Genomic DNA, 25,971 nt, shown 5'->3' on the forward strand with positions numbered 1-25,971 from the left:
GACCGAGGGTCATGAAAACCGCCGATCAACAGCCATCCCCTGCGCCCTCCTTCTTCAGCGCCGGGCTGGCCGCCCGCACCCGGGCCGCCGACATCGTGATTAACGGCAGCGCCGTGGCGTACTGGACTTACGAACCGATCCAGGCCACACCGGACACCCGCACCATCCTGGTCATCCATGGTTTCCGCGGCGATCACCACGGTCTGCTCCGGGTTGCAGACCAGTTGCCGGAAATGCGCATCATCATGCCGGACCTGCCGGGGTTCGGCAGGTCCGCCGCGTTTGTGTCCGGGAAACATTCGGTGGAGCAGTACGGCACCTTTGTCACCGACTTTATGGCGGCGCTCGGCCTCGGCCCGGACACCGTGCTGTTGGGGCACTCCTTCGGCTCAATCGTCGCCGCCCATTTTGTCGCCACCCACCCGGGTACCGTCACACCGCTGATCCTGATCAATCCCATCGCCGCGCCTGCCCTGGAAGGCCCCAAGGGCATCATGACCAAGTTGGCCGTCCTCTACTACCGGCTGGCGGCCCGGCTCCCCCGCCCGCTGGGACTGGCACTGCTGCGCAGTCCGCTGATTGTCAGGGTCATGAGCGAGGCCATGGCCAAGACGGCCGACACAGACCTGCGCCGCTTCATCCACGGCCAGCACCATGCCTACTTCAGCGCTTTCGCGAACCGGGAAAGCCTCCTCGAATCGTTCACGGCCTCGGTCAGCGGCCATGTGGCCGAGGTTGCCGGGAAGCTGAACCTGCCGGTGCTCCTGGTCGCCGGCGAAAAAGACGAGATTGCCACCCTGCCGGACCAGCACCGTCTCGCCGCGCTCCTCCCCGACGGCGACCTCAAAGTCATTCCCGGCGTCGGCCACCTGATCCACTACGAAACGCCCGGCCCCGCCGCCGGCTTCATCCGCAGCTTCCTTAAGGACCACCCCGCGTGAAGATTGTCATCGATGCACGATTCACCCGGACCGATCATCACGACGGCATCAGCCGTTACGGGGCCAGCCTCATCGCCGCCACGGCAAAGGTGGCCGACGTTTCCATGCTTATCAGCGACACGCGCCAACTGGCGCTGCTCCCGGATGTTCCGTACACATTGATCAACAGTCCGCTGTCCCCGCTGGAGCTGTTCGTGGCCCGCAGTATCAACCCGCTCGGCGCCGATGTTGTGGTGTGCCCCATGCAGACCATGGGCAGCTGGGGGCGCAAGTACGGCCTGGTCCTGACCCTGCACGACCTCATCTACTACGAGCACCCCGCTCCCCCGGGATTCCTGCCGGCACCCGTCCGTGTGCTCTGGCGGCTCTACCACAAGGCGTTCTGGCCGCAGCGCGTCCTCCTCAACCGGGCGGACACCGTGGCCACCATCAGCCGGACCACAGAGGCGCTGATGGCCAAGTACCGGCTCACCAAAAAGCCCGTGCGGATCATCAGCAACGCCCCGCAGCCCGCCCAGGAACCGCGTGATCCTGCTGCCGGGGCGGACCATTCGCTGGTGTACATGGGCTCGTTCATGCCCTACAAAAACGTTGAAACAATGGTGGCCGGCATGTCCGAGCTGCCAGATTTCACCCTGCACCTGCTGAGCAGGATCACCGCCGAGCGCCGGGCCGAGCTGGAGATCATGGTGCCGCCGGGTGCCACCGTGGTCTTCCACAACGGGGTCACCGATGACGAATACGCCGTCCTGCTCAAGCGCGCCACTGCACTGGTGAGCCTCTCCCGCGCCGAAGGCTACGGTCTTCCGCTGGTGGAGGCCATGGCCCTCGGCACGCCGGTCATCGCCAGCGACATCCCGATTTTCCGCGAGGTGGGCGGCGACGCGGCAACCTACGTTGATCCCGCATCCCCGGCAGAGTTCGCCGCGGCCGTGCAGAAACTGCGGGACGACGCCCACTGGCAACAGGTGTCCCGGCGTTCCGTGGCGCGTGCGCAGGAGTTCAGCTGGGACGAATCCGCGCAGCAGCTGGTGGACGTGGCCCACGACATCATGGCGCGGCGCAGCCGCTGACAGATGCCGCCAAAGGAAGCCGCTAGAGGACGTCCACGCCGTCCAGCCTGACCTGGACCGGTTCCGTGACCCTCTTGGCGGCGGCCGCAGCCTTTGTTGCACGTAACACCCGGGTGACGGTGGCTGCCTGCCCGTACGCGAAGAACAGCAGGGTCCGGGCGTCCTCCCCGGCCCCCTGAGCACTCCCGGCTCCCCCCGCGGCCGCTGGACCGGTGAGGACCAGCGGAGCCGGTCCTGCGGTCCGCAGCGTCACGCCGGCGGCGGCCAGCTCCTTCTCCACGGTCCCGGAAAAATGTACGACGGCGGCCCGGGGGCCGGTGACCGAGGCAATCCTGACCGCCGGCGGCAGCTGGAGTTCCATCCGGAGTTCCAGCTCGCGCCTGGCGTACCCGGCCGGGTCCCACCGCAGCAACGCGCCAACAGCAACACTTTCCGTCGCGGTGATGACCACCAGTCCGCCGTCGGACGCCGGACGCACCAAAGCCGCGGCGTTGAACCACCGGCGCACCGTGTCTTCCCCGGCACGGAGGTTCTCCCGGCGGAGCAGGGAGTCACCGTCGAGGAGCAGCGCCGCTGCGTAACCGCCCTCCGCCACGGGCTCGGCCCCGACGGTGGCCACCACCAAGGCCTTGGCGCTGCCAACGCCGGCCTTGATGTTGCCGCCCGAGGACGTAATGACGGTTTTTCCGGGAAATGCCCTGCCCAGCTCTTCGGCTGTGCGCAGGACGCCGGTGGCGCCCTTACGGAGCTTGTGCCCCGCGCAATGGGCACACTGCCACTCCGGCGCCGGTGTGGAACACCAGCGGCATTGCGGGACCGCAGAGCTGCCGGTGGCTCCGGCCAGTGCAAGGGGACCCTGGCAGGCCTGGCAGCGGGCGGGTTCGCGGCACGTCTCACAGACGAGCGACGGCGCGTAGCCGGCGCGGGCCACCTGCACCAGGACGGGCCCACGTTCCAGCCCGTCCTTGGCAGCCCGCCACGCGGCACCGGGAAGCCGCGCAACCAGGGCCAGGGGGTCGCGTTCCTGTTCGAAGCTGTCCGCCGTGTTCAGTACCCGGGGCACGGTCTGTCGTGCGAACGCCCGATCGGCCTCAACGGGCATGGCCCAGCCGGCCTCCACCAGCCGCTGGAGCTCCGTGCTCCTGGAATGACCGGCCATGAGGCAGGCTGTGCCTTCCTGGTCCGCGCGCAGCAGCAGCACGTCGCGGGCATGGGCGTACGGGGCACGCTGTTCGATGTGGAGGTCATCGCCGTCGTCCCAGCAGGCAACAAGGCCCAGATCCCGGACCGGGGCAAACGCTGCTGAGCGCGTGCCGATGGCTACGCGCGCGGACCCGGCCAGGAGGCGTAGGAAGTTCCGGTAGCGGGGGGTGGGCCCGTCGTCGGATGTCAGGCGGGCGATATCGTCGGCGGGCAGCACCGCCAGGAGCGCCTTTTCCAGCTGGTCCAGGTCCCGGTAGTCCGGCACCACCACCACGGCGCCGCGGCCGGAGGCACGGACTGCTGCCACGGCCGTTGCCATCAGGTGCGGCCAGGCTGTCGGGCCGAATCCGTGGAGCGGGTTGAAGACCGCCCGTGGGGATCCGCCGTCCCTCAGGTGGCGGACAAATGCCGGGCCGTTGCGGTACCCGGTCCAGTCTGCTTCAGTTCCGGCGGGGACGTCCGGGCCGGTCAAGGCCCCGGAGTCGGCGAGCAGATCCGGTGCCGCAGGCTCTGCTTCGGGGGGCGAGAGGAAGTCCTTCTCGAGCCTCGCCATGCGCGGAGGCACCGCGACACGAAGGACGTCACTGACGGTCCCCGCATACCGGGCCGCGACGGCGGACACCAGATCCCGGACAGCCGGCGTTAGGACGACGACGGGAGAGACCACCTTCTGCAGGGGCACCAGGGTGTGGCCGGCGTCGGATTCTTCAGTCCGTTCAATGATGAACCCGGACAGGTCCTGGCCGTTGAAGCTGACCTTTACCCGGACGCCGGCCTGTGCGGCCCCGTCCAGTTCGGCCGGCACGCTGTAGTCGAAAGGCCGGTCCAGATGCGGCAGCGGTGTCTCCACGAGGACCCTGGCCACCGGAAGGTGCGCGGCCAGTGGGGGCCCGGACGGCCTGGCCTTCGCCGGGAAGCCCTGCAGCAGCGACAACTGGACGGCGCCGGGAGGGACAGACTCATCAGAGGCCATGGCGGACTGGCCTACGCGTTGAAGAAGGCCTTCAGGTCCTCCACCCGGTCCAGGCGCTCCCAGGTGAAGTCGGGATCGTCACGGCCGAAGTGTCCGTGCGCGGCGGTCTTCGCGTAGATGGGACGCTTGAGGTCCAGGGCATCGATGATGGCACGCGGGCGGAGGTCGAAGATCTCCGCGATGGCGGCGCTGATCCTGGCCGGGTCCACCGTCTCGGTGCCGAAGGTCTCGACGTACGTGCCCACGGGGCGGGCCTGGCCGATGGCGTAGGCAATCTGGATCTCGGCGCGCTTTGCCAGTCCGGCCGCCACGACGTTCTTGGCAACCCAGCGCATGGCGTAGGCAGCGGAACGGTCCACCTTGGAGGGGTCCTTGCCCGAGAAGGCGCCGCCGCCGTGGCGGGCCATGCCGCCGTAGGTGTCCACAATGATCTTGCGTCCGGTCAGGCCAGCGTCACCGACGGGCCCGCCGATGACAAACTCGCCGGCCGGGTTCAGGATGTTGGCAGCCCGGGAAATGTCCAGGTTGGCTGCAGCCAAGACGGGCTTAATGACAAAGGCGGCGAGGTCCGCGCGCAGCCGGTCCAGGCTGGTGCCTGCGGCGTGCTGGCTGGAGATGACGACGGTTTCGACGGAGACCGGGACGTCCTTGTCGTAGCCGATGGTGACCTGGGTCTTGCCGTCGGGGCGGAGGTAGGACAGTTCGCCGGACTTGCGTACCTCGGTGAGGCGTTCGGACAGGCGGTGCGCGATCCAGATCGGCACCGGCATGTAGGACGGGGTTTCGTCGCTCGCGTACCCGAACATCAGGCCCTGGTCGCCGGCACCCTGGAGGTCGTAGTCGTCCTCCTGGCGGCCTTCGCGGGCTTCGAGGGAGTTGAAGACACCGCCGGCGATGTCGTTGGACTGCTGTCCGATGGAGACGGACACACCGCAGCGGGCACCGTCAAAGCCGTTGGCCGAGGAATCGTAGCCGATGCCGAGGATGGTTTCGCGGACGATCTGCGGGATTTCGACGTAGGCGTCGGTGGTGACCTCACCGGCAACATGGACCAGGCCGGTGGTGGCCATGGTTTCCACGGCGACGCGGGACTCGGGATCCGCGGCGAGCAGTGCATCCAGGATGGCGTCACTGATCTGGTCGCAGATCTTGTCCGGGTGGCCTTCAGTGACCGACTCGGACGTGAAGAGCCGGAGGGCGGAGGGCGTGGCCCCGTGGGTGTGGGGAATGTGCAGCGGTAAAGTCACTCAACTACCTTACTGGTTGGGAATCGGACGTCCGGCGGCGTGTGTCCCCGTGCTAAGGAAACGGTGCGTGGCTTTCGGTCAGGCGCGTGGCGAAACGTGGTTCAGCTCATAGCCGACCCGCGTGATGACGGCGGCCGAAACCTCTGTTTTGGTTCCGGCGGCCAGTTGTGGTTCGGCGCCGGCGCGGGCAAGGATGACTACCGAGTTGCTGTCCTGGCCAAAAACCTTGTCCGATCCCACATGATTGACCACCAGGAGGTCGCAGCCCTTGCGCTTGAGCTTTGCCTCCGCGTAGGTCAGGACGTCGCCCTGGCCGTCACCGGTCTCTGCTGCGAAGCCCACAATCAGCTGGCTCCGGCGGCTGGCCTGGTTTTCGGGAGCGTGGTCCCGGACCTCGACCAGTTCCTGGAGGATGTCCGGGTTCCGGACCAGGGAAATGACGGGGTCCGCGGTGTCATCACGTTTTTTGATCTTGGTGCCGGAGATCTCCGCGGGGCGGAAGTCCGCCACGGCCGCAGCCATGATCACGACGTCGGAATCCGCCGCGGCTGCCAGCATGGCCTCGCGCAACTCCAGCGCGGTCTCAACGGTCACAACGTCGACCCCTGCCGGCGCCGGAACCTCCATATGGGCCGCGACCAGCCGGACCGTGGCGCCCGCGTTGCGGGCAGCGACGGCCAGCGCCACGCCCTGCTTACCGGAGGACCGGTTGCCCAGGAAACGGACAGGGTCCAGCGGTTCCCGGGTTCCGCCTGCGCTGACGGTGACGGTCCGGCCGGCCAGCGGAAGCTGGTAATCGGACTGGCCCTGGGCGAGTGCCATGGCGGCGTCGAAGATGGCTTCGGGCTCAGGCAGGCGGCCGGGACCGGAGTCGGCGCCGGTGAGCCTGCCGCTGGCCGGTTCCAGGACGGCCACTCCCCTGCTCCGCAGCGTTTCAACGTTGGCGCGGGTGGCGGCGTGCTGCCACATCTCCGTGTGCATGGCGGGGGCAAAGAGTACGGGGCCGCTGGCCATGAGCAGCGTGTTGGTGAGGAGGTCATTGGCTTGTCCGGTGGCCGCGCGAGCCAAAAGATCGGCCGTCGCGGGCGCCACCACAATGAGGTCGGCCTCATGGCCGAGCCTGACGTGGTTGACCTGGTGCACGTCGTCGAAGACGCTGTTGCTGACCGGGTTCCCGGACAGTGCCTCCCACGTGGCGACACCCACAAAGCGGGTGGCTGCCTCAGTGGGAATCACCGTGACATTGTGGCCGGCTTCAGTAAAAAGCCGGAGGAGCGATGCGACCTTGTAGGCCGCAATCCCTCCCCCGACTCCGAGGACTATGCGCACGTGACCTCCGTCAACAGGGCAGTCTGAAGTTACTCTGCGGCTTCGATCGGCGTGGAAACGAGCTTGCCTTCGTTGATTTCGCGCAGGGCGATGGACAGCGACTTCTCGTTCAGCTTCGTGTCGACCAGGGGGCCGACGTACTCGAACAGGCCCTCGTGCAGCTGGGCGTAGTAAGCGTTGATCTGACGTGCACGCTTGGCACCGAAGATCACCAGGCCGTACTTGGAATCAGCTGCCTTAAGCAGTGAGTCGATCGGCGGGTTGATGATGCCTTCAAGGTTCGTGGACACGAATTCTCCAAATTCTAACGGGCTGGCTGCTACCGGCTACTAGTGCGGGTGCGGGGTCAGCCCCATGAGTGAAACAAGCTCGTCCGCTGCCCGGCGAACGTCATCATTGATGACGGTGTGGTTAAACTCCGGTTCAGCGGCAAGTTCCAGTTTAGCTGTTTCCAGCCGCTGCTGCTGCTCCTGCTCAGTTTCCGTGCCGCGACCCACCAGTCGGCGGACCATTTCGTCCCAGCTGGGCGGCGCCAGGAACACAAACTGGGCGTCAGGAACGGCCTGCTTGACCTGGCGTGCACCCTGCAGATCGATCTCCAGCAGGACGGACCTGCCGGCGGCGATGGCCTCGTCCACGGAACTCCGCAGCGTGCCGTAGGTGTTCTGGCCGTGGACTACGGCCCACTCGAGGAACTCGCCGGCTGCAACGAGCGACTCGAACTCTTCCTTGGACTTGAAGAAGTAGTGGACGCCATCCTGCTCACCGGGCCGCGGAGCGCGGGTGGTGGCCGATACGGAAAGCCAGACTTCGGGGTAGTTATCCCGGATGTAGGTGGACACGGTGCCTTTGCCAACAGCCGTCGGACCAGCGAGGACTGTCAGTCCCGGTTTCTTGCTCACGTATTCCTTTGCGGCGGAGTTTGGGTTCGGGCGCCCCTAGGAACGCCCTATTTCTCGTCTATAAAATCTACCAGCGCCTGGCGCTGGTGAATGCCCAGCCCGCGGAGCCGGCGGGAGGCCGCTATGCCCAACTGCTCCATAATGGCTGCAGCCCTGACTTTTCCAATGCCCGGCAGCGCCTCCAACAGTTCCACCACCCGCATCCGGGCCAGGGCGTCATCCGCGGCGGCGGCGCCAATAAGATCCGCTGCTGACGTCTTGCCGTTTTTGAGGCGCTCTTTCGCGGCCGCCCTGGCAGCCCGCGCGGCGGCCGCCTTGTGCAGGGCCGCCGCGCGTTCCGAAGGAGATAAGGGTCGCAGGCTCATGGAGGACACCCCCGGATTCGTCGGCTGAGTCCAAGGCGACCGCCATTGGACTTGTCCTGAAACCTACCCCTTGGTGGGCGGTGAATCAATGGATGCCAGCTTCGGGCCGCTATTCGCCGCGGAGGCCCTCAAGCGTGCGCAACGCAGCATCACGAAGACGCTGGGTCCCTGGACCGGCAGCCAGGATATCCCGGCTGGACGTCCCCAGGACCTGCGGGTACGCGGCACCGAAGGTCAGGCGCAGGTCTGCCGGTGTGGCACCCTGGGCGCCCAGCCCGGGAGCCAGGATGGGCCCGCGGACTGCCGGCAGGTCCAGGTGCAGGTCAGTTAACGCTGACCCCACGGTGGCGCCGACGACGAGTCCAACGGACCCCAGGCTGCCGGCATAACGGCTGTTCTCTGCCGCTGCCGCCTCGACGATCCGCCGGGCCACGGAGTCGGCTCCGCCCACATGCTGCACGGAAGCCCCCTCCGGATTGGAGGTCAGCGCCAGGACAAATACGCCCCGGCCGTTGTCCGCAGCCAGGTCAAGCGCCGGGCGGAGCGACTCAAACCCCAGGTACGGGCTGAGGGTCACGGAGTCGGCTGCCAGGGACGAGCCGTCCCGCAGCCAGGCGTCCGCGTAGGCAGCCATCGTGGAGCCGATGTCCCCGCGCTTGGCGTCGGCGATGGTGAGCACCGACTCGTCCCGTGCCGCGGCCAGGAGCTCCTCGAGGACGGCCATCCCGGCCGAACCGTGGCGCTCGTAGAGCGCCACCTGCGGCTTCACCGCGGCAGCGAGCGAACCGACAGCCTCCAGGACCGTCAGCGAAAACCGCCTCAGCCCGGCGGCGTCGTCGGCCAGTCCCCAGTCCTTCAGGAGAGCCGGGTGCGGGTCAATGCCCACGCACAGCGGCCCGCGGGCCGCCATGGCCGCCCCGAGCCGGGAGCCGAATGACTCCCGGGCGGGGCCTGATGGTGTGGAGGCGGCCTCAGGCATTCTGCGAAACCGCAGACTCGGCCGCCGCGTTCTCCGCAACTGCCTTCTGGGATGCCACCAGGGCGGCGGCGTGCTCCTGCAGGCTGGTCACCGACCATTCGTAGGTGCGCATCGCCTCGATGGCCTGCACCGCCGCGTTGAACTCGGCCACCGTGGTGATGCAGGGGATGCCGATGGAGGTCGCGGCGGCACGCAGGGCGTAGCCGTCGCTGCGGGCTTCGCCGCCGGAGGGGGTGTTGAAGACCATGTCGATCTCGCCGGCGATGACGAGGTCCGCGATGGTGCCCTCACCTTCGGCACTGCTGCCCTCGGCGACCTTGCGGACCGTGCTGGCCTGGATGCCGTTGCGGCGCAGGACGTCGGCGGTGCCGCCGGTGGAGACGATCTCAAAGCCGAGGTCCGCGAGGCGCTTGACGGCCATGATGACCGCCCGCTTGTCCCGGTTGGCCACGGAGACGAAGATCTTGCCCTCAGTGGGCAGGGCGTTGTTGGCGGCTGCCTGGCTCTTGGCGAAGGCGGTGTCGAAGTGCTTGTCGATGCCCATGACTTCGCCGGTGGACCGCATTTCCGGGCCGAGCAGCGAGTCCACTACCTTGCCTTCCGGGGTGCGGAAGCGGCTGAACGGCAGCACGGCTTCCTTGACCGAGACCGGAGCGTCGAGCGGCAGTGTGGAGCCGTCGCCGGTTTCCGGCAGCATCTTGTAGGCGGTCCGGAGCTGGTGGATGGTGACGCCGGTGCCGATCAGCGCGGCGGCCTTGGCCATCTGGACGCCCGTGGCTTTGGAGACGAACGGCACGGTGCGGGAGGCACGCGGGTTGGCTTCGAGCACGTAGAGAACGTCTGAGGCCAGCGCGAACTGGATGTTGATGAGGCCGCGGACGCCCACGCCCTCGGCGATGGCGCGGGTTGCCGTGCGGACACGCTCGATCACGTTGTTGCCCAGGGTGATGGGAGGCAGGACACACGCGGAGTCGCCGGAGTGGATGCCGGCCTCCTCGATGTGTTCCATGATGCCGCCCAGGTACATGTCGGTGCCGTCGAAGAGGGCGTCGACGTCGATTTCGACGGCGTCCTCCAGGAACCGGTCGATCAGCACCGGGTGGTCCGGGGTGATTTCCGTGGCGTTGGCGATGTACCGGGAGAGGTTCGGCTCGTCGTAGACGATTTCCATGCCGCGGCCGCCGAGCACGTAGGACGGGCGGACCAGGACGGGGTAGCCGATCTCGTCGGCGATCTTCTTGGCGTCGTCGAAGGACACCGCGGTGCCGTTCTTCGGGGCGATCAGCCCGGCGTTGTCGAGCACGCGGGAGAATTCGCCGCGGTGCTCGGCGAGGTCGATCGCTTCCGGGGATGTGCCCAGGATGGGGACGCCGGCGTCGGCCAGCTGCTGAGCCAGCTTCAGAGGCGTCTGCCCACCGAGCTGAACAAAGACACCCATCACGCCGCCGGTACGTTCCTCGGCGGCGATGACCTCGAGGACGTCCTCAAGGGTCAGCGGCTCGAAGTACAGGCGGGTGGAGACGTCGTAGTCCGTGGAGACGGTCTCCGGGTTGCAGTTGACCATAACGGTCTCGTAGCCGGCCTTGCGCAGTGCCATGGAGGCGTGGACGCAGGAGTAGTCGAACTCGATGCCCTGGCCGATGCGGTTGGGGCCGGAGCCGAGGATCAGGATGGACGGCTTGGAGTGCAGCGCAATCTCGTCCTCCTCGTCGTAGGACGAGTAGTGGTACGGGGTGTAGGCGGCGAACTCGGCGGCGCAGGTGTCCACAGTCTTGTAGACCGGGCGGATCCCGAGGGCCTGCCGGACACCGCGGACCACGGCTTCGGAGTTGTGCGTGAGCGAACCGATCTGCTCGTCCGAGAAGCCGTGGCGCTTGGCGCGCTTGAGCATCTCCACGGTCAGGGCTCCGGCCTGGCGGATCTCGTGGGAGATCTCGTTGAGCAGCTGGAGCTGGTCCAGGTACCAGGGGTCGATCTTGGTGGCTTCGAACAGCTGTTCCACGGTGGCGCCGCCGAGCAGGGCACGCTGGACCTGGTGCAGGCGTTCCGTGGTGGGCCGCTTGGCCTTCTCGATCAGCTCCGGGACTTCCCATTCGGGGACGGAGCTGAAGTCCAGCTGCGAACCCTTCTGCTCCAGGGAGCGTAGGGCCTTCTGCAGGGCCTCGGTGAAGTTGCGGCCCATGGCCATGGCTTCGCCCACGGACTTCATGGTGGTGGTGAGGGTGTCGTCAGCGGCCGGGAACTTCTCGAAGGCGAAGCGCGGAACCTTGACCACCACGTAGTCCAGGGTGGGCTCAAACGACGCCGGGGTCTTCTGCGTGATGTCGTTCGGGATCTCGTCCAGCGTGTAGCCGAGGGAGAGCTTGGTGGCGATCTTGGCGATGGCGAAGCCCGTGGCCTTGGACGCCAGGGCGGAGGACCGGGACACGCGCGGGTTCATCTCGATGACCACTACCCGGCCGGTGTCCGGCTCGATGGCGAACTGGATGTTGCAGCCGCCGGTGTCCACGCCCACCTCACGGATGACGGCGATGGAGATATCGCGCAGCCGCTGGTATTCGCGGTCCGTCAGGGTCAGCGCCGGTGCCACGGTGATGGAGTCGCCGGTGTGCACGCCCACGGGGTCGAAGTTCTCGATGGAGCAGACCACCACGACGTTGTCGTTTTTGTCGCGCATCATCTCAAGCTCGTATTCCTTCCAGCCGAGGATGCTCTCTTCGAGCAGCACCTCGCTGGTGGGGCTGTACTGCAGGCCCTGGCCGACGATGCGGCGCAAGTCGTTTTCGTTGTACGCCAGGCCGGAGCCCAGGCCGCCCATGGTGAAGGAGGGCCGGACCACCATCGGGTAGCCGAGGTCCTCGGCGGCGGTGAACGCCTCGTCCATGGTGTGGATGATGTGGCTGCGGGCCGATTCGGCGCCGCAGCGTTCCACCACGCCCTTGAACTTTTCGCGGTCCTCGCCAAGCTCGATGGCCGCGATGTTCGCGCCGATGAGCTCCACGTTGTACTTTGCCAGCACACCGTTCTTGTCCAGCGCGATGGCCGTGTTCAGCGCGGTCTGCCCGCCAAGGGTGGGCAGGATCGCGTCCGGGCGCTCCTTGGCGATGATCTTCTCCACCACCTCGGGGGTGATGGGCTCGATGTAGGTGGCATCGGCGAACTCGGGGTCCGTCATGATGGTGGCCGGGTTCGAGTTCACCAGGATGACCCGCAGGCCCTCCTCCTTGAGGACACGCAGTGCCTGGGTGCCGGAGTAGTCGAACTCCGCGGCCTGGCCGATGACGATCGGGCCGGAACCGATGACCAGGACGCTCTTAAGGTCAGTTCTCTTGGGCATTACTTCTTGTCCTCAGTCTTGGAATCGGTGGTGTTCTTCTCTGCGCCGGTTTTGGTGACGGCCATCAGGTCGATGAAACGGTCAAACAGGTAAGCGGCGTCGTGCGGGCCGGCTGCGGCTTCCGGGTGGTACTGCACCGAGAAGGCGGGGATGTCCAGGCACGCGAGGCCTTCGACGACGTCGTCGTTGAGGCTGATGTGGCTGACCTCGACGCGGCCGTAGCGCTCCTCGGGAGCCTGCGTGGCGCCGTCGAGCGGTGCGTCCACGGCGAAGCCGTGGTTCTGCGATGTGATCTCCACTTTGCCGGTCCGGCGGTCCAGGACGGGCTGGTTGATGCCGCGGTGGCCGTAGCGGAGCTTGTAGGTGCCAAAGCCCAGGGCGCGTCCCAGGATCTGGTTGCCGAAGCAGATGCCGAAGTACGGCAGTTTCTCGTCCAGGACGGAGCGCAGCAGCTTGACCTGGGCGTCGGCTGTGGCGGGGTCGCCCGGGCCGTTGGACATAAAAAAGCCGTCCGGGTTGACGGCCTTGACGTCCTCGAGGGTGGAGGTTGCCGGCAGGACATGGACGCGGACGCCGCGCTCGGCGAAGCGGACGGGCGTCATGGCCTTGATGCCGAGGTCGATCGCGGCAATGCTGAAGCGCGCCTCGCCGTCCCAGCCGTGGTCCTGGGGGTCCACCACGTAAGCCTCGCTGACGCTGACTTCCTCGGCCAGGCGGGCGCCTTCCATCGGGGCGCTGGCCAGGACCGCGTCAAGGAGTTCCTTGTCCGTGGCCTTGGCGGACGCACCCGAGAAGATGCCGGCGCGCATGGTCTTGTGCTCGCGCAGGTGGCGGGTGATGGCACGGGTGTCCACGCCCTGGATGCCGACGATCCCCTGCTCGATGAGTTCCTCGTCCAGGGAGCGTTCGGAGCGCCAGTTGGAGGGGCGGCGGGCGGCGTCGCGGACGATGTAGCCGGCCACCCAGACGCGCCGGGATTCGGCGTCCTCGCTGTTCACACCAGTGTTGCCGATGTGCGGCGCGGTCTGCACCACCAGCTGGCGGGCGTAGGAGGGGTCGGTGATGGTTTCCTGGTAGCCGGTCATGCCGGTGGCAAACACTGCCTCACCCAGGGCAGTGCCCTGCGCGCCGTAGCTGGTGCCGCGGAACATACGGCCGTCCTCGAGGACCAGCACCGCCGGTGTGGGAACTGTGGTGGAAAGGGCTGCTGGTGCCGCGGTCTCTGCTTTTGCTGTCGCTGTTTCTGTCACTGTCTTACTTTCCACTCTGAGGATCTGCCTGGGGGGCGGCGGCGATCAATTGCTGAAGGGAGTCATAGAGGGCGTCCTTGTCGGCGGCCCGGCGGGTCCGGAAGCCCGTGTCGAGTTCGTGGCTCCCGAGGTCCCAGGTGAGGACCAGGAGCCCGTCCTTTTCAACGAACTTGCCGGCCATGCCGCTTTCCTGCCGGACGGCGGTGAGGCTGCCGGCCGGGATATAGAGCGCCGGGGCACCGGTTCTGTCGAAGAGGACGCCGTGCGGGTACACGCTGAGAACGGCGTTGGTCCGGATGCCAAGCCTGTGTACCGCAATGCGGTCCAGCCAGTCTCCGGCGGTGGTGGACGCAACGTACTGGCCGTCGGCCCCGACGAGCGGCACCCCGGGCGCCTCTGGCACGTCGGGCAACCGGCCGACGTCGGCCTGCCGCCTGAGGCGGTTACGCCAGCCTGCCCAGATCATCAGCAGGACGACGGCGATGAGCGCGGCCGTGATGAGGCCGGTGAGTAGTTTGGTGTCCATCAGGAGGCGCCTGCCGCAGCCGGTTCGCGGTACGGCGTGTTGAGCTTGCCGTCCAGGACAGTGGGGTGGCCCTTGTAGAAGGTGGACACCACCTTGCCCGGCAGCTCCAGGCCGGCGAACGGGGAGTTGCGGCCCATGGTTGCCATCTTGGCAGGGTCAACGGTCCAGCGTGCCGCCGGGTCCACCAGGATGATGTTGGCGGGTTCGCCGGTTTCCAGCGGACGGCCCTGGTCCGCCACTCGGCCGATCTGCGCCGCCGCGGTGGAGGTCACGCGGGCGAAATCGGCCCAGGTCATGAGGCCGGTTTCGATCATGGTGTGCTGGACCACGGACAGCGCGGTTTCCAGCCCGGTCATGCCCATCGCGGCCTGCGCCCACTCGCATTCCTTGTGTTCGCTCGGGTGCGGGGCGTGGTCGGTGCCCACCACGTCGATGGTGCCGTCAGCCAGGCCGGCGCGCAGTGCCTGCACATCTGCATCCGTCCGCAGCGGCGGGTTGACCTTGTAGACAGGGTTGTAGCTGCGGACCAGGTCATCGGTGAGCAGGAGGTGGTGCGGGGTGACTTCGGCGGTGACGTTGATGCCGCGTTCCTTGGCCCAGCGGATGATCTCCACGGAGCCGGCGGTGGAGACGTGGCAGACGTGCAGGCGGGAGTTCACGTGCTGCGCCAGCAGGACGTCTCGGGCGATGATGCTCTCCTCGGCCACCGCCGGCCAGCCGGTGAGTCCCAGGACGGCGGAGACGGCGCCCTCGTTCATCTGGGCCCCGGCGGTAAGGCGGGGTTCCTGCGCGTGCTGGGCCACCACGCCGTCGAACGCTTTGACGTACTCCAGGGCGCGGCGCATCAGCACGGGATCGTGGACGCAGAGGCCGTCGTCGGAGAACATACGGACCTGGGCGCGGGAATCGGCCATGGCGCCGAGTTCGGCGAGCTGCTCGCCGGCCAGGCCGACGGTCACGGCGCCGACAGGACGGACATCCACCCACCCGGCCGCGCGGCCCAGGCTGTGGACCTGTTCCACCACACCGGCCGTGTCCGCCACCGGGTTGCTGTTGGCCATGGCGTGGACCGCGGTGAAGCCGCCCAAGGCGGCGGCGCGGGTGCCGGTTTCAACGGTTTCGGCATCTTCGCGGCCGGGTTCGCGCAGGTGCGTGTGCACGTCCACCATGCCAGGCAGTGCCACCAGGCCGGCAGCCTCGATAACGGTGGCGCCGTGCGCGTCTTGGTGGGCGGCAGCAGCTGCGCCCCGGGCGGCGATGACGCCGTCACTGATGAGCAGGTCCTCGGCACCGGCGCCCAGGATCGACGCACCGCGGATCAGGTAGGTTCCGTTGTTCTCTGCCATCAGTTGCTCTCCTTGGTGGAATGGGCGGCGTTTGAACGCGCTGCATTGGTGCGGGCTGTGTTGGTGCGGGCTTCGCCCACCGTGGCGGCTGGTTCGCGCGTATCCCCGGAGAGCAGCAGATAAAGGGTGGCCATCCGGACCGAGACGCCGTTGCGCACCTGTGCAAGCACGGTGGAACGGGGCGAATCGGCGGCGGCGGAAGAAATCTCCAGGCCACGGTTCATGGGACCGGGATGCATGATGATGGTGTCCTTCAGTCCCAGGCTGTCCAGGGCCCGGAGCCGGTTGTCATCGAAGCCCCAGCGGCGCGAGTACTCGCGGGTGGAGGGGAAGAACGAGGCGTTCATCCGCTCGCCCTGCACGCGCAGCATCATCACAGCGTCCACACCCTGCGCCAGGGTGTCGTCCATGTTGTAGCTGACCTTGCACGGCCAGTGTTCGACGCCGATGGGCAGCAGGGTGGGTGGCGCCACGAGGGTGACTTCGGCGCCGAGCGTGCGGAGCAGCCAGACGTTGGAACGGGCCACGCGGGAGTGCAGGACGTCCCCGGCGATGGCTACGCGCATGCCTTTGAGGTCCGCCCCGGTCGAGGCGGAGCCAGCCAGCTTGGACCAGTGCCGGCGCATGGTGAAGGCATCCAGGAGGGCCTGCGTGGGGTGTTCGTGGGTGCCGTCACCGGCGTTGATGACGGCGGCGTCGATCCAGTCCGTCGCGGCGAGCCGGTGCGGCGCGCCCGAGGCCCAGTGGCGGATCACGACGGCGTCCGCACCCATGGCTGCCAGCGTCTGGGCCGTGTCCTTGAGGGATTCGCCCTTGGAGACGGAGGAGCCCTTCGCGGCGAAGTTGATGACATCGGCCGACAGCCTCTTGGCGGCCGCTTCGAAGGAGATCCGCGTGCGGGTTGAGTCTTCGAAGAAGAGGTTCACCACGGTGCGGCCGCGGAGGGCCGGGAGCTTCTTGACTTCGCGGTCCCCGACGGCAGCCATTTCCTCGGCGGTGTCGAGGATGCGGATGGCGTTGGCCAGGCTGAGGTCTTCAGTGGAGAGGAGGTGTTTCACGCGCCGCCCTCGATAACCACTTCGTTGACTACGGAACCGTCGGCGGCCGTGTCGGTTTCCTCAAGGCGGACCCGGACCTTCTCGGCGGACGAGGTGGGCAGGTTCTTGCCCACGTGGTCGGCCCGGATGGGCAGCTCACGGTGGCCGCGGTCGATCAGCACAGCGAGCCGGACGATCCGCGGACGGCCGAGGTCGATGATGGCGTCAAGGGCGGCACGGATGGTGCGGCCGGAGTAAAGGACATCATCGATGAGCACCACAACCTTGTTATCGATTCCCGTGCGCGGGAGCTGTGTGGGGTACGGCGGCCTGGTGGGCTGGTGGGAAAGGTCATCGCGGAACATGGTGACGTCCAGCTGCCCGACAATGGCGGTGGCGTCCACGGTGGGGTCCGCGGCCGCAATCTTGTGTGCGAGGCGGACGGCCAGCGGGTAGCCGCGGCGCGGGATGCCCAGCAGGACCAGGTCCTTTGACCCTTTGTTGGCCTCAAGGATCTCATGGGCGATTCGAGTGAGTGCACGGTCAATGTCCGCCTGGTTGAGGACAACCCTGGCTGGAACCGGTGCGTTTGTGACAGAAGTCAAACTCTCGTCTCCCCTTTCCCCGCCTCACGGGACGGAATTAAAAAAGGATCATTTGCGTTTCAAAATTACCACATCGGCAGGGGCGTCATAGGCTTCCAGTATGTCCATGCACCCTCATCAGCCGGGTTCCGGGCAGGCCGGCGGGCCGGCCGGCCCGCCGGATCCTTTCCCTACGCAGGCCAACCCCAGCTGGATGGGCCGGGTGGAACCGGAGTACTACCGCCCGGCGCCCGGGACCAACGCGGCTCAGCTGCCGCCGCTGGGGCCTCCGCAGGCAACCCTGGCTGCCCGGCGGCCCGCAGGCCTCCTGGCACTCACGGTGGGAGGTGCCGCGCTTGTCTTCCTGAGCCTGTTCCTGGTGGTGCCGTTCTTGGTGGCCAACACCGGCGTGGGCGGGTTCCTGGCAGGGTTTGTGCTGTCACTGATCCCGCTGTCCGCGGTGCTCCTTGCGGTCTATCTGATCGACCGGTGGGAACCGGAACCCAAACGGCTCCTGGTCTTCGCCTTCACCTGGGGCGCGGCGGTGTCCATCGCGGTCACGCTGCTCATCCAGCCGTTCTTTGCCCTGACCTTCCAGTTCAGCGAGGTGGCTGACTTCCAGACGTTTATGGCCACCGTCCAGGCGCCCGTAGTGGAGGAGTTCGCGAAGTCCCTGGGCCTGCTGCTGATCCTGCTGCTGGCGCGCAAACACTTCGACGGTCCGGTGGACGGCATAGTCTTCGCCTTCACCATCGCCGGCGGCTTCGCGTTCACCGAAAACATCCTCTACTTTGGCCGGGCCATCGCTGAATCCGCCAACCCGGGAACGGATCTGGCCCAGATCTTCCTCCTCCGCGGCGTGATGTCACCCTTCGCCCATGCCATCTTCACGGGAACCACCGGCCTCATCATGGGTTTCGCCGCCCGCCGCTGGCACTCCGGAGCCTCGGTGCTGGCCTTTGTCATCGGACTGATCCCGGCGATGCTGCTGCATAACCGGTGGAACAGCATGGGCGCGGGGTTCCTGGCGGAATACATCCTGATCCAGGTGCCCATCTTTGTGCTGGCCGTTGTGGGCATCATCCTCCTCCGCGTCGCTGAAAACCGGCTCACCCGCCAACGGCTGATGGAATACTCCGCGGCTGGCTGGTTCAGCCCCGCCGAGGTGGAACTGCTGGCCACCCCGCGCGGCCGGCGGACCGCCCTGCAGTGGGCGGCCGGCTACCACCGCCGCCCGCAGATGAAGGCGTTCCTCCACGCTGCCACCCAGCTCGCCTTCATCCGGCAGCGCATCCTCAGCGGCCGCGACGTCCGGCTTCACCAGATGGAGGAGCAGCAGCAGCTGCAGCGGATTCTGTCCCTGCGCGCCGCCGTCGCGGGCTGACGTGGGCGCTGTTCGGTTCCTCCGGCCAGGTTCCCCGGAGAGCTTCCGGCAAAGCCGTCATTGACAGTGCCTCATCGAGGACTTTGCCGAAGTTCGCCGCATCGTGGGCGAAACGGCCCAGGAAAAGCCCGGAGACGCCGTCGAGCGCGGGCAGCAGCCCTGGCTTGGCCGACCCGCCATAGATGACCGGCAGCTCCCCCAGTGCGCTGCCTGCCTCGTGCGAATGGGCGGCCAGCAGCGTCCGGAGTGACCGCACGACGGCGGCGACGTAGCCTGCGTCGGCGGGCTCCGTTGCGCCAATGGCCCAGACCGGTTCGTAGGCGATCATGAGGCGGGATGCCAGGGCCCAGTCACCGCCGACCGCCTCGTCGATCTGCTGATGGACAAATGCAGCCGCTCCGCTGGCTCCGGTCCCGCTTTTTTCATTGCGTGTTTCCTCGCCCACGCACAGCAGCGGGGTGATGCCGGCGTCGTCGGCTGCCCTGACTTTCCGGGCGATCACGGTGTTGTCCTCGCCGAAGTGCCGCCGCCGTTCGGCATGGCCGATCTCCACGAGACTTACCCCAAGCTCGGCCAGAAGCGACGGCGACACCTCACCTGTCCACGGGCCGTCCGCCCAGCCGCAGTTCTGGGCCCCCAGCAGAAGCGGTGATCCTGAGATGACGCCACTGGCGGCCGGAAGGACCGGGAAGGAAGGGATCACAAACGGGACCACCCGCCCGGCCGCAAGGGCCGGACGGGAGTCCACTTCATGCTGTATGCGGGCGAGCCAGTCCAGGCAGTCCCGGTATCCCATGTACATCTTCGTGCTGACGCCGATGTAGAGGATCTCCGGGGTGCCGCTTTGGTCAGCGCTCCTGCATTCAGTCATGGTGTCCGGTCACTTGTTGTCGAGCAGATCGTCGGCCTTGTTGCGGAACCTCTTGGTGGCGTACATCATGATCGCCGCCACGAACGGAAGGACACCCAGGGCGTACACGCCCATGGTGCCGGTGTCCGATGCGGTGACCTGGTTGACCGTGGTCCGCAGGATGGGGGCCACGAATCCGCCCAGGTTACCCAGCGAGTTGATCAGGCCGATGCCCGCAGCGGCCGCCGTTCCGGTGAGGAACGCCGTCGGGTAGGACCATGCGATGGGACCGATCGAGAGGAAGCTGCACACCGCCAGGGTGATGAAGATGATGCCCAGCGCCGGCAGGTGGCTGGAGCCCGCCCAGGCGGAGCCGAAGATGCACAGGCCGGTGGAGATGAACAGGCCCGTGCCCCAAACGCGGCGGCGGACGATGGTGTTGGCCGCCTTGCCGATGAAGTAGCACGCGAAGATGCCGAAGAACCATGGGATGGCCGCCAGCAGGCCCACTTCGATGCCCACCTTCTGCCCGGTGAGCTGTGCCACCTGCTGCGGCAGGTAGAACGTCACGCCGTAGACGGCAATCTGGAGACAGAAATAGATGGCGGTGAAGTACCAGACCTTGCGGTTCTTCATGGCGGCGAGGACACCGCGGGGGCCGTCCTTTTCCTTGACCCCGTCCTCGAGGGCCATAACGTCCAGAAGCGCCTTTTTCTCGTCCTTGTCCAGGAATTTCGCGTCCTGCGGGGAATTGATGAGGAAGAAGTACGCCGCAATACCGGCGAGTACCGCCAGCATGCCTTCAACGAAGAACATGACCTGCCAGCCGGCAACGCCGGGAACCTGGTCGCCGATGTTGATGAGCCACCCCGACAGCGGGGCGCCCATCATCTGGGAGAACGGCTGGGCCAGGTAGAAGATGGCGAACATCTTGACGCGGACCTTGTTGGGGAACCAGGCCGCCAGGAACATGATGACGCCCGGGAACAGGCCGGCCTCGGTCACACCGAGCAGGAAGCGCAGGATGATGAAAGACGTCTCGCCCTGGACGAAAGCGAAGCAGGCGGAGACGATGCCCCACGTAATGGCGATGCGGGCCAGCCACATCTTGGCACCGAACTTGGTCAGCAGCAGGTTGGAGGGGATCTCGAACAATGCGTAGCCGATGAAGAAGATGCCGGCGCCCAGGGCATATGCGCCGGCGGTGATGCCCCTGTCCACTTCCAGTGCTGCCTCGGCGAAGCCCACGTTGGTGCGGTCAAGGAACGCCACGACGTACAGGATGACGAGCATCGGCATCAGCCGGAAGGAGGCTTTGGAGATCGCCGATTTGAGGACCGGTGAATCCAGTAACTCCTTGGTGGCAGTTGTTCCAGTGGTGACAGTCATTCAAACTCCTCGTTGAGTAAGCAGGTGAGCAAATCAGTGGAAGGTGGAGCGATTAGAGCGAGAAGGCGATGAGTATTGCGCCGACCAGGCAGGCGAACACGCCCACGGCCAGGTAGATTCGGCGTTCCTTGGTCCAGGAGCCCATGTGGTCCTTCCTAGTGCATGTAGAGTCCGCCATCCACGTTCAGCGTCTGGCCGGAAATGTATCCGGCGTCCTCACTGATGAGGAAGGCGATGGCTGCTGCGATGTCGCGGGTGGAACCGACGCGGTTGACCACGAGGTCCTTGGTGAGTTCGTCTTTGCGTTCCTGGCTCAGGGTGCCGCCCATGATGTCCGTGTCGACGGGGCCGGGGGAAATGGCGTTGACCGTGATGTCGTACTCCCCCAGCTCGCGGGCGGTGGCGCGGGTCAGGCCGATGACCCCTGCCTTGGCCGCGGAGTAAGGCGTCTTGGAGAAGGTGCCGCCGCCGCGTTGCGCGGAGACGGAAGAGATGTTCACGATGCGTCCGATCCGGTTCTTCGCCATGGATTCGGCGACGCGGCGGGTGGCGTAATGGACACCGTTGAGGTTGATGCTCATAACGCGGTCCCATTCAGCGGCGTCCAGTTCAAGATACGGAACAGGTGAGCTGACGCCGGCCACGTTGGCCAGCGCGACGACCTGCGGCAGCTCTGCTTCGATCGAGTCGATGGCTGCGCGGACGGATGCTTCGTCGCCGATGTTGGCGCCGACGCCGTGGGCCTTCACGCCGTACTGCGCGGCGATTTCCTTGGCGGTGGCCTGGGACTGGGCGTCGTCCAGGTCGATGATGCCGATGTTCCAGCCCTGGGCGGCAAGGTAGCCGGCCGTGGCGCGGCCGATACCGCGTTCGGAGACGGCGCCGGTGATGATGGCGGTGCGTTCAGCGGGGAAAGTGGCCATGGAAATGCTCCTTAGTTGATGGGGGCCGGGCCGAGCTCGTCGATGAGCTTCTGCATGGCCACGTAGGCCCTGTTGCGGTAGGCGATGAGTTCCGGGGTGCGTTCGGCCGGGACGTTGAGGAAGCCCGCGCCGGTCTTGGTACCGAGTTTGCCTGCCTCCACCAGGTCACTCAGGATCCTGGGCGTGGCGAAACGTTCCGGGAATTCGCTCTGCAGGGACTTGTAGCAGAAGTTGTAGACGTCCAGGCCGGCCATGTCTGCGATGGCGAACGGACCGAAGAACGGCAGGCGGAAGCCGAAGGTGGTGCGGACCAGGGTGTCCACGTCCTCGGCGGTAGCGATTCCCTGCTCCACGAGCTGCGCGGCCTCGTGGAAGAGGGCGTACTGCAGGCGGTTCAGGACGAATCCGGTGACGTCCTTGACCACCGCGGTCTGCTTGTTGGCGGCATGGACCAGCTCCCGGACGGCACCGATGGTGGCGGCCGACGTGCCGGCATGCGGGATGATTTCCACGCCAGGGATGAACGGGGACGGGTTCGAGAAGTGCACGCCCAGGAACCGCTCCGGGTTGGCGACCGGCTCGGACAGCTCCGCGATGGAGATGGTTGACGTGTTGGAACCGATGACGGCGTCCGGCCGGGCAGCGGCGCTGATCCGCGCCAGCGTCTGGTGCTTGATGGCGATGACTTCGGGCACGGCTTCTTCGATGAAGTCGGCATCCGCCACGGCTTCCTCGATGTCCTTGGCGGCCCACAGATTCTGCTTGAGGATGGCGGTTGAACCCTCGGGGAACAAGCCGTCGGCGACGAACTGGTCCGATTCGGCCAGCAGCCGCTCATAGTTGTTCTGCGCCACCTCGGCGGAGACATCGGCCAGGGCAACCCGGGCTCCGCCCAGTGCCAGGACCTGGGCAATACCGCCACCCATGTAGCCCGATCCGACGACGGCGATCTTGCGTGCGCTGTTGGGTGTTGTGGTCATGATCAGACTGCCTTCGTGTATTCGGGCTCATAAGAGCAGATGGCGTCTACCTTGCCGGCGGACGCTGAACTTTCATCAAAGCGGTACTCGAGCCACTCGCCCACGAGCTTCTTGGCGAGCTCCAGGCCGATGACCCGCTGGCCCAGCGTGAGGACCTGGGCGTTGTTGCTGAGGACGGAGCGCTCCACGGAATAGCTGTCGTGGGCCGTCACGGCCCGGATTCCGGGTACCTTGTTGGCCGCGATGGCCACGCCCAGTCCCGTTCCGCAGATGAGGAGTGCGCGGTCCGCCTCGCCTTCCGCCACCTTGCGGGCGGCACTGACCGCAACGTGCGGGTAGGCGGTGGAATCGTTGGCCCCAACCCCGATGTCCAGCACGGCGGCAACGCGGCTGTCTGCCGTGAGCAGCGCCTTCAGTGCTTCCTTGTACTCGACTCCGGCCTCATCGTTGCCGATGACGATGCGCCAACCTGCGTGCGTGTTCATGCTGTTGCTCCTTTTCCGGCCGCGTAAGCCAGTTCAGAATGGACCAGCCCTGGCTCCGTGAAGTTTGGCTCCGCCAGGCCAGAGTGGATGTATGCGGCAATCCGTTCGGCGATCAGTCCAAAGGAGACCGCGCCGGGGTCGGGGTGCCCGAGGCTCTTTTCGGCCAGCGGACGGGCGCGGCCCTTGAGCGGGCGCAGTTCCGCCGTTTTCGCAGCCGCCGCCCTGGCAGCGGAGGCGGCAACGGTGAGGGCCTGGGCCAGTGTGGTGCCGCCGTCGAACTCCCCGAGGAACGCCTCCCGGAAAGGCAGGAGCGCATCCACCATGGTCTTGTCGCCCGGCTCGGCCTTGCCGAGTTCAGTAATGGCGCCCACGAATGCGGTCACGGCGGCAATCGCGTCCTCATTGGCGTAGGTTTCCCGGCTGCCCAGGGCAAGTCCGGACGCGATGACCGCAGATCCCCACAGTGCGCCTGAGGTGCCGCCGGCCCGTTCGCTCCAGGCTTCACCGGCTGCTTCAAGCACGCGTCCCACCGACGCGCCGGACGCTGCGGCCTGTGCCCCGGCGTCGGCTGCGGCCTCCACGCCGCGGCGCATGCCGATGCCGTGGTCGCCGTCGCCGGCAATGGCGTCTAGGTTGCCCAGTTCCTCTTCGTGTTCGACGACGACGTCCCGCACTTGGGCCAGCACGGCGGCTGCCAGCCGGCCCAGGTCCGCTGCTGCCGCCGTCGTTTCTTCCACTTCGCCGGCCACGGCGTCTTCCGGTCCGGTCAGCTGGCGGCGGGCACGCGGAGCCAGGTTGCCCTTGCGGTAGGCCGGTGAGTCTGCTGGCGCGGCCCAGTAGTGTTCGAGTTCCTCATCCAGCCAGAGCAGCGTGAGGGATAACCCGGACATGTCCAGGCTCGTGACCAACTCGCCGCATTCCGGTTCCACCACGGTCAGTCCGGCGTTGACGAGGAGTTTCTCGATCTTGCCGAACAGGAGGAAAAGTTCGTCGTACTTGACGGTACCGAGGCCGTTGACGATGGCCACCACGCGGCTTCCGCGGTGATCCGGGGTGTCCGCGAGGAGGCGCGAGACCAGCAGTTCGGCGAGTTCGGACGCCGTGGGCATGGGATGTTCCGAGATGCCCGGTTCCCCGTGGATGCCCAGGCCCAGGGACATCTGGCCTGCGGGCACGTGGAAGAGCGGTTCGGCGGCGCCGGGCAGGGTGCAGCCGTCGAAGGCCACGCCCAGGGAACGCGTGCGGTCATTGGCCTTGATGGCAAGCCGTTCCACCTCGTCCAGGCTCAGGCCCGCCTCGGCGGCGGCGCCGGCAATCTTGAACACCGTGAGGTCGCCGGCGATGCCGCGGCGCTTTCCGATCTGGTCCAGTGGTGCACTGGCGATGTCGTCCGTGACGGTGACCGTGCGGGTCTCGATGCCTTCGGCGTTCAGGCGCAGCTGCGCCTGGCCGAAGTGAAGGACGTCGCCCGCGTAGTTGCCGTAGCTCAGCAGCACTCCCCCGCCGGCATTTGCCTCTTTGGCCACGCGGTAAATCTGCCCGGCGGCCGGTGAAGCGAACATGTTGCCGCAGGCGGAGGCTGTTGCCAGCCCCGGCCCAACCAGACCAGCGAAGGCCGGGTAGTGGCCGGAGCCGCCGCCGACGACGAGTGCAACCTGGCCGGCGGGCACCTCAGTCGAGCGGACCACACCGCCGTCCATACGGGCAACGTATGCGCGGTTGGCAGCGACAAAGCCGTCCAGCGCCTCATCCGCGAAATCAGCGGGATTGTCAAAGATCTGCGTCATGGCTCTTCCTAGACTCCTGCCAGTTCCGCGGCGGGCTGTTGCCGCCCCTGTGACACCTGGCTCTGGCCCAGGGCGTAGCCGTCCCGCTTCGGCAGGACATGGCGGCGGAGGTACTCCTGGTTGCGTGCAGTAACGCTCAGGCCGTCCCCGCCGTAGTGCTCGGCGCAGATGATGCCCTGGTAGCCGGCGGCGAGTGCAACCTTGAAGGCTTCGCGGTAGTTGATGAGGCCGCTCTCCATCGGGGCGGGCATAGTGATGTAACTGTCCCGCGCCACGTCCTCGTCCCGGATGTAGTTCTTCATGTGCCAGTAGTTCGAGAACGGCATGGTCTTGGCTACCATTTCGCGCCAGTCCTCGATGGGCCGGTGCAGCCGGATCAGGTTGCCGAGGTCCGGGTTGAGCCCAACATTGGCCAGGCCGATATCCTGCACCAGCTGTACCGAGGAGTCCGCCGTGCCGAGGTAGGTATCCTCGTACATCTCCAGGGAGAGCAGGACGCCGGCGTCTGCTGCGTGCTTGCCCAGCTCACGGATGCGGGAGACTGCCTTGCCCCACACTTCCTGGTCCCCCACCGGGTCCTTGTAGCCCTCAACGGTCCAGAACCACAGCTGCTTCTGCTGCTCCGGGGTAATGGCTTGGTGCAGTCCGAAGGAGACGACTTCGCAGCCGAGCTCGGCGGCGGCGTCGATGGTCCGGTGACTGTAGTCGAGGTTGTCGTCCCAGTCCGTCTGGTGGATCACGCTGCGGCGGATGGCGGAAATAACCGGGATCCCGATGCCCACATTCTCTGCGGTCTGCTTGAACTCGGCGAGCCGCTCTTTGCTCAGATCGCCGGGACGGACCCAGCTGTCAGTCAGGTCAGCGTTGGCGAAGCCGGCTTCCTTGACCTCGGTCAGGACTTCCGCCCAACTGGACGCGTCGGCGTCGTTGATCTGCGTGCCCTTGGCATCAGTTCCCGGAAACTGCAGCAGTGCTGCGGTGATGGGCCAATTCTCAGCTGTGTAAGCCACGGTGCTTTACTCCTTCGTAATCCTCTTTCCTATAGGATCTACTATCCAAAAAGAGTTGTCAAGATCACATC

At 66.6% G+C, this 25,971-nt stretch carries 23 protein-coding genes; 3 read left to right on the top strand and 20 right to left on the bottom strand.

Features of this window, described 5'->3' with window-relative positions; translation table 11 throughout:
• The first annotated feature begins 11 nt into the window (after positions 1–11).
• Positions 12–941 carry an alpha/beta fold hydrolase gene (locus tag ACX80V_RS16000; protein ID WP_485843982.1) on the top strand — a complete coding sequence of 310 codons (930 nt, stop codon included), beginning with the start codon at positions 12–14 and terminating at the stop codon, positions 939–941.
• Positions 938–2,014 carry a glycosyltransferase family 4 protein gene (locus ACX80V_RS16005; protein ID WP_485843983.1) on the top strand — a complete coding sequence of 359 codons (1,077 nt, stop codon included), beginning with the start codon at positions 938–940 and terminating at the stop codon, positions 2,012–2,014. Before ACX80V_RS16000 ends, ACX80V_RS16005 begins: the two co-directional genes overlap by 4 nt.
• 22 nt (positions 2,015–2,036) lie before the next feature.
• On the opposite strand, the gene ACX80V_RS16010 is transcribed toward ACX80V_RS16005, so the two are convergent.
• The 13 genes from ACX80V_RS16010 to pyrR all read right to left on the bottom strand — a co-directional run bounded on the left by ACX80V_RS16010 (position 2,037) and on the right by pyrR (position 17,113).
• The gene (locus ACX80V_RS16010; RefSeq protein ID WP_485843984.1) at positions 2,037–4,190 is read right to left on the bottom strand and encodes a primosomal protein N'; all 2,154 of its coding nucleotides are present in this window, start codon (positions 4,188–4,190) and stop codon (positions 2,037–2,039) included.
• Between the two features lie 11 nt (positions 4,191–4,201).
• Positions 4,202–5,437, bottom strand: coding sequence for a methionine adenosyltransferase (gene metK, locus ACX80V_RS16015; RefSeq protein WP_141140716.1), 1,236 nt, complete (start codon positions 5,435–5,437; stop codon positions 4,202–4,204).
• Between the two features lie 78 nt (positions 5,438–5,515).
• Positions 5,516–6,766, bottom strand: coding sequence for a bifunctional phosphopantothenoylcysteine decarboxylase/phosphopantothenate--cysteine ligase CoaBC (gene coaBC / locus ACX80V_RS16020; protein WP_485843985.1), 1,251 nt, complete (start codon positions 6,764–6,766; stop codon positions 5,516–5,518).
• Between the two features lie 29 nt (positions 6,767–6,795).
• On the bottom strand, positions 6,796–7,056 hold the full coding sequence (rpoZ, locus tag ACX80V_RS16025; protein WP_056340218.1) for a DNA-directed RNA polymerase subunit omega: 261 nt from the start codon (positions 7,054–7,056) through the stop codon (positions 6,796–6,798).
• 39 nt (positions 7,057–7,095) lie between these two features.
• On the bottom strand, positions 7,096–7,668 hold the full coding sequence (gene gmk / locus ACX80V_RS16030) for a guanylate kinase (protein ID WP_058932377.1): 573 nt from the start codon (positions 7,666–7,668) through the stop codon (positions 7,096–7,098).
• Between the two features lie 47 nt (positions 7,669–7,715).
• Positions 7,716–8,033, bottom strand: coding sequence for an integration host factor, actinobacterial type (gene mihF, locus ACX80V_RS16035; RefSeq protein ID WP_167349849.1), 318 nt, complete (start codon positions 8,031–8,033; stop codon positions 7,716–7,718).
• A 109-nt stretch (positions 8,034–8,142) separates the two neighbouring features.
• Positions 8,143–9,012, bottom strand: a complete 870-nt coding sequence (gene pyrF, locus ACX80V_RS16040; protein WP_485843986.1) for an orotidine-5'-phosphate decarboxylase — start codon at positions 9,010–9,012, stop codon at positions 8,143–8,145.
• The gene (carB, locus tag ACX80V_RS16045) at positions 9,005–12,349 is read right to left on the bottom strand and encodes a carbamoyl-phosphate synthase large subunit (protein ID WP_058932374.1); all 3,345 of its coding nucleotides are present in this window, start codon (positions 12,347–12,349) and stop codon (positions 9,005–9,007) included. The genes pyrF and carB overlap by 8 nt, the downstream gene beginning before the upstream one ends.
• Positions 12,349–13,599, bottom strand: coding sequence for a glutamine-hydrolyzing carbamoyl-phosphate synthase small subunit (gene carA / locus ACX80V_RS16050; RefSeq protein WP_485843987.1), 1,251 nt, complete (start codon positions 13,597–13,599; stop codon positions 12,349–12,351). Before carA ends, carB begins: the two co-directional genes overlap by 1 nt.
• Positions 13,600–13,603: 4 nt before the next feature.
• Complete coding sequence (locus tag ACX80V_RS16055; protein WP_485843988.1) at positions 13,604–14,125, bottom strand: PH-like domain-containing protein; 522 nt, start codon at positions 14,123–14,125, stop codon at positions 13,604–13,606.
• Entirely contained in the window at positions 14,125–15,471 is a 1,347-nt protein-coding gene (locus ACX80V_RS16060; protein ID WP_485843989.1) for a dihydroorotase, read from the bottom strand. The genes ACX80V_RS16055 and ACX80V_RS16060 overlap by 1 nt, the downstream gene beginning before the upstream one ends.
• Entirely contained in the window at positions 15,471–16,529 is a 1,059-nt protein-coding gene (locus ACX80V_RS16065; RefSeq protein WP_485843990.1) for an aspartate carbamoyltransferase catalytic subunit, read from the bottom strand. Before ACX80V_RS16065 ends, ACX80V_RS16060 begins: the two co-directional genes overlap by 1 nt.
• Positions 16,526–17,113: a bifunctional pyr operon transcriptional regulator/uracil phosphoribosyltransferase PyrR gene (gene pyrR / locus ACX80V_RS16070; RefSeq protein WP_056340241.1), complete on the bottom strand. Its 588-nt coding sequence runs from the start codon at positions 17,111–17,113 to the stop codon at positions 16,526–16,528. Before pyrR ends, ACX80V_RS16065 begins: the two co-directional genes overlap by 4 nt.
• Positions 17,114–17,213: 100 nt before the next feature.
• On the opposite strand from pyrR, the gene ACX80V_RS16075 reads away from it, so the two are divergent.
• Positions 17,214–18,476, top strand: a complete 1,263-nt coding sequence (locus tag ACX80V_RS16075; protein ID WP_485843991.1) for a PrsW family intramembrane metalloprotease — start codon at positions 17,214–17,216, stop codon at positions 18,474–18,476.
• Here ACX80V_RS16075 and ACX80V_RS16080 read toward each other — a convergent pair.
• The 7 genes from ACX80V_RS16080 to ACX80V_RS16110 all read right to left on the bottom strand — a co-directional run bounded on the left by ACX80V_RS16080 (position 18,388) and on the right by ACX80V_RS16110 (position 25,900).
• Complete coding sequence (locus ACX80V_RS16080; protein WP_485843992.1) at positions 18,388–19,347, bottom strand: triose-phosphate isomerase family protein; 960 nt, start codon at positions 19,345–19,347, stop codon at positions 18,388–18,390. The genes ACX80V_RS16075 and ACX80V_RS16080 overlap by 89 nt on opposite strands.
• Positions 19,348–19,356: 9 nt before the next feature.
• The gene (locus tag ACX80V_RS16085) at positions 19,357–20,715 is read right to left on the bottom strand and encodes an MFS transporter (RefSeq protein WP_485843993.1); all 1,359 of its coding nucleotides are present in this window, start codon (positions 20,713–20,715) and stop codon (positions 19,357–19,359) included.
• Positions 20,716–20,870: 155 nt separating this feature from the next.
• Positions 20,871–21,638 (bottom strand): SDR family NAD(P)-dependent oxidoreductase, encoded by a 768-nt coding sequence (locus ACX80V_RS16090; RefSeq protein ID WP_058932366.1) that lies wholly within the window; start codon positions 21,636–21,638, stop codon positions 20,871–20,873.
• Positions 21,639–21,649: 11 nt separating this feature from the next.
• Positions 21,650–22,618 carry a 3-hydroxyacyl-CoA dehydrogenase family protein gene (locus ACX80V_RS16095; protein ID WP_485843994.1) on the bottom strand — a complete coding sequence of 323 codons (969 nt, stop codon included), beginning with the start codon at positions 22,616–22,618 and terminating at the stop codon, positions 21,650–21,652.
• A gap of 2 nt (positions 22,619–22,620) precedes the next feature.
• Entirely contained in the window at positions 22,621–23,103 is a 483-nt protein-coding gene (locus tag ACX80V_RS16100) for a ribose-5-phosphate isomerase (RefSeq protein WP_485843995.1), read from the bottom strand.
• Positions 23,100–24,890, bottom strand: a complete 1,791-nt coding sequence (locus ACX80V_RS16105; RefSeq protein ID WP_485843996.1) for a dihydroxyacetone kinase family protein — start codon at positions 24,888–24,890, stop codon at positions 23,100–23,102. The genes ACX80V_RS16100 and ACX80V_RS16105 overlap by 4 nt, the downstream gene beginning before the upstream one ends.
• An 8-nt stretch (positions 24,891–24,898) precedes the next feature.
• Positions 24,899–25,900, bottom strand: coding sequence for a sugar phosphate isomerase/epimerase family protein (locus tag ACX80V_RS16110; RefSeq protein ID WP_485843997.1), 1,002 nt, complete (start codon positions 25,898–25,900; stop codon positions 24,899–24,901).
• Between the last annotated feature and the right edge of the window lie 71 nt (positions 25,901–25,971).

It is taken from the genome of Pseudarthrobacter arbutini, from assembly GCF_054510915.1.